At 65.5% G+C, this 7,297-nt stretch carries 8 protein-coding genes; 6 read left to right on the forward strand and 2 right to left on the reverse strand.

All coding sequences use genetic code 11. The features are described 5' to 3' along the window. The first annotated feature begins 212 nt into the window (after window positions 1-212). From R2601_RS15095 to R2601_RS15115, 5 genes are all read left to right on the forward strand, one after another. Window positions 213-1,022, forward strand: a complete 810-nt coding sequence (locus R2601_RS15095) for a creatininase family protein (protein WP_007799845.1) — start codon at window positions 213-215, stop codon at window positions 1,020-1,022. Between the two features lie 62 nt (window positions 1,023-1,084). Beyond that, entirely contained in the window at window positions 1,085-2,086 is a 1,002-nt protein-coding gene (locus R2601_RS15100; RefSeq protein ID WP_007799847.1) for a TRAP transporter substrate-binding protein, read from the forward strand. Further along, window positions 2,083-2,646 carry a TRAP transporter small permease gene (locus tag R2601_RS15105; protein WP_007799849.1) on the forward strand — a complete coding sequence of 188 codons (564 nt, stop codon included), beginning with the start codon at window positions 2,083-2,085 and terminating at the stop codon, window positions 2,644-2,646. Before R2601_RS15100 ends, R2601_RS15105 begins: the two co-directional genes overlap by 4 nt. Window positions 2,647-2,649: 3 nt before the next feature. Beyond that, window positions 2,650-3,936, forward strand: coding sequence for a TRAP transporter large permease (locus R2601_RS15110; RefSeq protein WP_007799851.1), 1,287 nt, complete (start codon window positions 2,650-2,652; stop codon window positions 3,934-3,936). 34 nt (window positions 3,937-3,970) lie between these two features. Then, on the forward strand, window positions 3,971-4,648 hold the full coding sequence (locus R2601_RS15115; protein ID WP_007799853.1) for an RraA family protein: 678 nt from the start codon (window positions 3,971-3,973) through the stop codon (window positions 4,646-4,648). A 3-nt stretch (window positions 4,649-4,651) separates the two neighbouring features. Here the strand turns inward: R2601_RS15115 and R2601_RS15120 are convergent, their stop codons facing one another. Continuing rightward, complete coding sequence (locus R2601_RS15120) at window positions 4,652-5,563, reverse strand: LysR family transcriptional regulator (RefSeq protein WP_007799854.1); 912 nt, start codon at window positions 5,561-5,563, stop codon at window positions 4,652-4,654. A gap of 38 nt (window positions 5,564-5,601) precedes the next feature. On the opposite strand from R2601_RS15120, the gene R2601_RS15125 reads away from it, so the two are divergent. Continuing rightward, entirely contained in the window at window positions 5,602-6,534 is a 933-nt protein-coding gene (locus tag R2601_RS15125; protein ID WP_007799856.1) for a 2-hydroxyacid dehydrogenase, read from the forward strand. Window positions 6,535-6,665: 131 nt separating this feature from the next. On the opposite strand, the gene R2601_RS15130 is transcribed toward R2601_RS15125, so the two are convergent. Continuing rightward, window positions 6,666-7,297: BCCT family transporter (locus tag R2601_RS15130; protein WP_007799859.1), on the reverse strand; the 632-nt coding region annotated here is incomplete at its 5' end.

Genomic DNA, 7,297 nt, shown 5'->3' on the forward strand with positions numbered 1-7,297 from the left:
GGCTTTGATCACCTCTTACGGTCGACCCGACCCCGTTCCGCCTGTCCCGCTTCGGGGCGCTTGCGGGCGCCGCAGCCCCAGCGGCAGCGGCGGAATGAGCGACTGAAAAATTCCGTTTATCGGCCCGCAAACCGATTGAATTGGACCCTAGGGGCTGAGCCCCGTTCACTACCCGTCAACTCTGGCGGACAAGATGACAAGGACATGACAGCATGATCGAAAAGATCCGGATCGCGGAACTGACCTCGGAAGAGGCGCGCCAGGAACTCACGTCCGAGGCGGTGGTTCTGCTGCCCATGGGCTCGCTCGAGGATCAGGGCATCCACGCGCCGATGGGCGATTATATGGCTGCCGACCTGATGGCGATGGAGATCGCCAAGGCGGCCCGCGAGGATGGCGTCCCCACCTTCGTTGCGCCCGTCATCCCCTTCGGCGGCAAGGACTATTTCGAGTCGAGCCACGGCGGCATCTCGATCTCGCACGCAACGCTTTGCGGCATCCTCGACGACATGTTCGGCTGCCTCGAGCGCCACGGCATCCGCAAGCTGATGATCGTCAACGGTCATGGCGGCAACGTTCCCGCGATCACCGAAGTGGCGCTGCGCTGGCGTCAGAAAGCCGGGCTCTTCATCCCGTCGATGTATCTCTGGCAGGTCGCTTATGGCGAACTGCCCGCCCTCATCGGGGCCGACAAGGCCAAGGCGAGCTCGGGCCATGGCGGCGACCCGCTGACCTCGGTCGGCCTGCACTTCTACCCCGACCTGATACGTGCCGACATGATCAAGCCCGCCCCGACCGGCAGCGAGATCAAGGGCATGAAGATCGGCGGCTTCTCGTCGGTGGTCTATGACGGCGCCAAGATCCAGGCGCCCATCGAAGCGCTCGAGGCGACCGAGACCGGCGCCTATGGCTGCGATCCCACCCTGTGCTCGGCCGAGACCGGCGACGTGCTGGTCAAGCGCCTTGCTGCCATCGGTGCCGGCCTGGTCCGCGACCATGTCGCCAAGGGCCTGCACGACTGATCCATCACCAAGACCGGCGACCAAACCGGCAAACCCACCTATCAACATCGAGGTTTATCCCAATGAAAACCAAGACACTTCTCAGCATGGCCACGGGCCTTGCGATGATCCTGGGCGGTGCCGCCCACGCCGAGACCACCTGGAAGATGGCGACCAAGATGCCGGTCGACAGCCCCGAGGGCCAGGTCTTCGAAAAGTTCGCCGAACTGACCGAGGAATACACCGACGGCGAGCTCAAGATCACCGTCTATCCCAACGAGCAGCTCGGCAAGGAGAACGCGGTTCTCGAGCAGCTTCAGGCCAACATCGTGCAGATCTACGCCGAGGGCTTCGGCTACATGAAGAAGTGGGAGCCGGCGCTCGGCTGGCTCGCAGGGCCCTACGCCTTCGACGATTTCGCCCACTGGCAGCGCTTCATGAACTCCGACACCGTCAAGGGCTGGTTCGACAACGCCGCTGCGGAATCCGGCGTGCGCCCGCTCGGCGACCCGACTCTGGTGCTGCGCGGCCCGTTCCGCGTCACCGTGTCGAACGTGCCGGTCGAGAGCGCGGCCGATTACGAAGGCCTGAAGATGCGCATGCACGAGAACAAGGTGGCGATCGACACCTGGGACAATCTCGGCGCAGAAGTCATCACCCTGCCTTGGACCGAGGTCTACCAGTCGATCTCGAAGGGCATCGTGCAGGCGGTGAACTCGCCCATCGCGCTGGTTGAATCGATGCGCTTCAACGAGGTCGCGCCGTATATCACCCGCATGGACGAGTACTGGCAGTCGGTCGGCTTCATGGTCAACGAAAGCGCCCTCGAAGCGCTTGACGAAGACACCCGCGACGGCCTGCTGAAAGCCTATGCCGAGGCCGGTGAACTGTCGCAGGAGATCATGTTCTCGGTCGCCGACGAGAGCATCGAGCGCATGGTGGCCGATGGCGCCACCTATACCGAGATCGACATCTCGCCGCTGGTCGAGAAGATGGCCACCTTCTACGCCGACATGGCCGAATCCGGCGAGCTGCCGGAAGGCTTCCTCGAGGCGGTCGAAGCAGCACGGACTCCCACCCAGTGACACCGCTCGACTATCAACCGGAGGGCCCGCTTCAGCGGGCCCTCAACCGCATCGACCGGCTCAACTGGTCGCTCGGCGGGGCCTTCCTGTGGATCTCCAATATCTGCCTGCTGGTGATGCTGGGCCTCACCACCGCAACCATCATCCTGCGCCCGATGAGCATGGCCCCCTATTGGATGTGGCCGTGGACGATGGTGTTCTTCATCTGGCTGAGCTTCTTCGGCTTCTTCGCGCTCTACGCCCGGCTCAAGGACGTGCGCATCGATTTCGTCGCCGAGCGCCTCGGACCGTCGGGCATGGTCATCACGCGCATCGTCTCGGATGCCGCGACACTCGTGGTCACCGGCGTGCTGATCCTGCAGATCCCCAAGGTGATCGCCACCTCGAACGGGGTCTATGACGGGGCCATCCTGCCCGCCGGGTTCGAGCTGCCACGCCTCGCGCTCTCGGTTCCCCTCTTCATCTCGACGGTGCTCGTCGCGCTGACCGCCGTGCTCGACATCGTCAAGCTCGCGGCAGGCATGCCCGAGAACGTCACCGACCATCACCCGGAAGTCTGACCTATGGCCTGGATCCTCTTCGGCACCTTCATCGCGCTGATCCTCATGCGCGTGCCCATCTCCATCGCCATCGGCACGGCGACGGTTCTCACCTTCCTGACCTCGGACTTCTCGACCGCGCTGCAGATCATCCCGCAGCAGATGCTCGAGGGCGTCAACAAGGCCTCGCTCACCGCAGTGCCGTTCTTCATCATGGCCGGCAACCTGATGAACGCGACCGGCGTGACCGAGCGCATCTTTGCCTTCGCCAACTCGCTGGTGGGCCATCTCAAGGCCGGCCTCGCACAGGTCAACATCCTGTCTTCGATGATCTTTGCTGGCATCTCGGGCGCCGCCGTGGCGGACTGCGCCGGCCTCGGCGCCATCGAGATCAAGGCCATGCGCGAGCGCGGCTACAAGCCTGATTTCGCCGCCGCGATCACCGTTGCCTCCTCGGTGATCGGGCCGCTGATCCCGCCGTCGATCGGCCTCGTGCTCTACGCCTTCCTGGCACAGCAGTCGGTCGAGCGGATGTTCCTCGCGGGCCTGATCCCGGGCATCCTGGTCGGCCTGTCGCTGATGCTCTACGTGCGCTTCCGCGCCCAGTTCGAGGAGTTCCCGACCCAGCCGCGCGCCACGGTGCGCGAGGTGGCGGGCACCGCCAAGCACGGCTTTCTGGCGCTCGTCGCTCCGGCGATCATCCTTGGCTCGATCATGTTCGGCTTCGTCACCGCCACCGAGGCGGGCGTGCTGGCCTGCATCTACTGCATCCTGATCGGCATCTGGTACAAGGAACTCACCTTCCGCGCCTTCTTTGCTGCGCTCAGCGACACCGCCATGATGACCGCCGTGATCATGATCATCATCGCCTTCTCGATCGCGATGGGCTGGCTGCTGGCCATCGACCAGACGCCGCAGAAGCTGGCAGACTTCACCTTCTCCTTCACCGAGAACAAGAACGTCTTCCTTGGCCTGCTGCTGATCTTCATCATCCTCGTCGGCTGCGTCGTCGAGGGGGTGCCGGCCAAGCTGATCCTGGTGCCGACGCTGCTGCCGCTGATCGACGCCTACGGCATCGACCGGGTGCATTTCGGCATCATCATCCAGCTTGGCCTGCTGCTCGGCATCGCCACGCCCCCGATGGGCATCGGCCTCTACATCGTCGCCGAGGTGGGCCGTGTCCGCTTCGAGAAGGTGACGATGGCGGTGCTGCCGATGCTGATCCCGCTGGTCGCCGTGCTGCTGCTGCTCACCTACGTGCCGCAGACCGTGACCTTTCTGCCGGACCTGATCCTCGGGCCGCAGAACTGATCTCCTGACATAACGACAAAAGAAGGGACCTCACATGTCCAACCTCGTCTACAAGCTCAACCCGATGCCCGAGAAGATCCCGCAGGAGAAGCTCGACCGTCTCGCCAAGCTCGAGACCGCCACCATCGGCCACTTTTACCACTACGGCTTCGCCGCCCCGGCGATCCAGCCGGTGCTGCCGGGCAAGGTCGTTGTCGGCACGCTGGCGACGCTGGCAATCCCGGGCCTCGACTCGACGCTGCTGCACCACTGCCTGAGCCAGTGCGGACCGGGCTACTTCCTCGCCGTGGATCGCCTCGGCGACACCAAGTACGCCTGCTGGGGCGGCGGCGTGACCCGCATGGCGGCAATGATCGGCCTCGAGGGCGGCTGCGTCGACGGCCCCCACACCGACACCGCCGAGATCGCCGAGCAGGACTTCGCCATGTGGTCGCGCGGCGCCTCGCCGGTCACCACCCGCCTCTACAACACCGGCGGCGGCTTCAACGTGCCGGTCTCGATCGGCGGCGCGGCTGTGCTGCCGGGCTACGCTGTGCTCGCCGATGATTGCGGCGTGCTGTTCATCGCGCCGGAAGACCTCGACGACGTGATCGAGCGCGGCGAGTTCCTCACCGAGCGCGGCCGCGTCAACGAGGCCAAGGTCACCGGCGGCACCCATCTCGGCGAGATGTCCGGTGCCACCAAGATGGTCGAGGAGAAGACCAAGGGCTGAGGCCTAGAGGTCCTCGAAGGAGCTGTACCGCCCATGGTCCCTGCACCACGCCCTCGCCGCCTCGCGCGCAAGCTCGAGCACTTGGCCCACCTGCTTTCGGCGGGCGCGGTTGGCGTGGGTGCAGGCGACATGCAGCGGCGCCAGCCCTTCGGTGGCCGCGATCTCGACAACCTTGCCGCTGGCGATCTCGTTCTCGAGCGCCGCCAGCGGCAGCGCCGAGGCACCGTAGCCCAGCCGGACCATCTCGCAGATCGCCGAGAGCGAATTGCCGTAATGGCGCGGCGCAGTGCGTTCCGCCATGTCGTCGACATAGTCGGCCACCGGATTGAACAGCGGCGAGGTCTTCGGGTAGTGGACCAGCGGCAGCGCCCGCAGATCGTCCGGACTCATCGGCTGAGGAAGGCCCTCGATGACATCTCCGCGCGACACCCAGCCGACTTGATACTCGACCCCGAAATCCGCGCCCCGCGCCCGGTCGCCGGACGCGGTGAAAGCCGCGTCCAGCGTGCCTGCCTCGACCAGACGGCGCAATTGCAGATCAGAGCCGAGGTAGATGTCGATCGTCATCTCCGGCAATTCGGCCAGCAGCGCCTCGCGCAGGCGCGGGCCCCAGGTCAGCGCAGCCATACCCACAAGGCCAAGGCTCACGCCGCGCTTGTGCCGGTCCTGCAACCGGCCCAGCATGGCCTCGCGCAGGTTCAGGAACTGAACCGCGAATTCCGCAACTTCCAGCCCCTGATCGGTGAGCACGAAGCCGTCGGCCTCGCGGTCGATCAGGGTCTTGCCAAGATCCTTCTCAAGCGCCGTGATGCGCGCCGAAACCGCGGGCTGAGTCAGCCCGAGATATTCGGCCGTCTGCCGGTGTTTTCCGAACTGGCTCAGCCAGTAGAAGGCCTCGAGCTGCTTGAGATTCATTTCCATTCCCCAAAGATGACCGACCCAAAGGAGCAAACATGACCGTCGCCGTCTACCTTCCCCTCGCAGACAAGGCCCAGTGGTGGGTAGAGATGCTGCAGGAGCTGATGCCCGGCTGGGACATCGCCGCGCTGGATGACATCACCGACCCTGACGCCGTCACCTATGCCGTGGTCTGGCGGCCGCGTACAGGCGATCTCGCAAAATTCAGCAATCTCAAGGCCATCGTCTCAATCGGAGCGGGCATCGACCACGTTTTGAACGACGAGGAGTTGCCGCAGGGCGTGCCGATCATCCGCACCGTGGGCGATGACCTGACCCAGCGCATGCGCGAATACGTGGCGCTGCACGTGCTGCGCCATCACCGCGACATGCCGCGCCAGCTGCAGGCCCAGGCCGAGCTCGACTGGCACGCCATCGTGGTTCCGGTGGCCCCGAACCGCACCGTGGGCGTCATGGGCCTCGGCAATCTCGGCGCCGCCGCGGCGCAGACGCTGTCGATGCTGGGCTTCAACACCCGCGGCTGGTCGAAGTCGCCCAAGTCGATCGAGGGCGTCGAGACCTTCACCGGCCCCGAGCAGATGGACGCCTTCCTCGACGGCTGCGAGATCCTCGTGAACCTGCTGCCTCTGACCGAGCACACCACCGGCATCCTCAACGCGGATCTGTTCGGCAAGCTCGCCGAGGGTGCCTGCGTGATCAACTGCGCCCGCGGACCGCACCTCGTGGATGGGGACCTGCTGGCGGCGCTCGAGAGCGGTCAGATCAAGCAGGCCACGCTCGACGTGTTCCACCAGGAGCCTCTGCCGACCGACAACCCGTTCTGGACCACGCCGGGCATCACCGTGACCCCGCACGTGGCCTCGCAGATCGACGCCGCCACCGGCGGGCGGATCATCGCCGCCAACCTCAAGACCTTCGAGGAGACCGGCACCTGCGCCGATCTCGCCGATGCGTCGCGCGGCTACTAAGACAAGACGCCGGGCGGTTTCCCTGCCCGGCGCGCTCTTGATCCGGCGGTGGCTGATCGCGCTCGATGCGCTGCCCCGGCCGCCGGTCGAAATCTTGATGACGGCGCGGCCCCGCTAGGCCGCGCCGTTTTTCATTCCGCCGGGCCTGGCTGCTCGCGCAGGCCACCCGAGGTGCTTTCCTCGCTCGCCGGGCCGTGGCCGAACTCTTCCAGCTCGGGCCGCGTGCCGATGGTGATGTGGTCGATATCCTCTGCGGCGAATCCACGGATGATCGACGGGATCATCGTGCTGACCAGGACAAAGATCGGCAGGCCCACCACGGTGATCACCTGTTGCAGCGCCGTCAGCCCCGCCTCGCCCGCCAGCAGGATCAGCATCGCCGCGACGAGCCCTTCGGCCACGCCCCAGAACACCCGCTGATGCGTCGGACCGGGTGTCGCCTTGCCGGTGCAGAGCATGTCGACCACCAGCGAGGCCGAGTCCGAGGAGGTGGCGAAGAAGATCGCCACGATCACCACCGCGAAGCCCTGGATAAACTGGGTGAAAGGGAACTGTTCGAAGAAGGCGAACATGGCCAGCGGCACGCTTTCGGCCACCGCGCTGCTGATCGCACCGGCGCTGTCGCCCATTGCCTCACGGGCGGCGAGGCCAAGGCCGTCGAATTCCATCGACTGCCAGCCGAAGATTGCGAACCATATCAGGGTGAAGAGCGACGGCGCCATGAGCACGCCGAAGACGAACTCGCGCACGGTCCGCCCGCGCG

The organism is Salipiger bermudensis HTCC2601 (genome assembly GCF_000153725.1).
GTDB classification, from domain to species: domain Bacteria; phylum Pseudomonadota; class Alphaproteobacteria; order Rhodobacterales; family Rhodobacteraceae; genus Salipiger; species Salipiger bermudensis.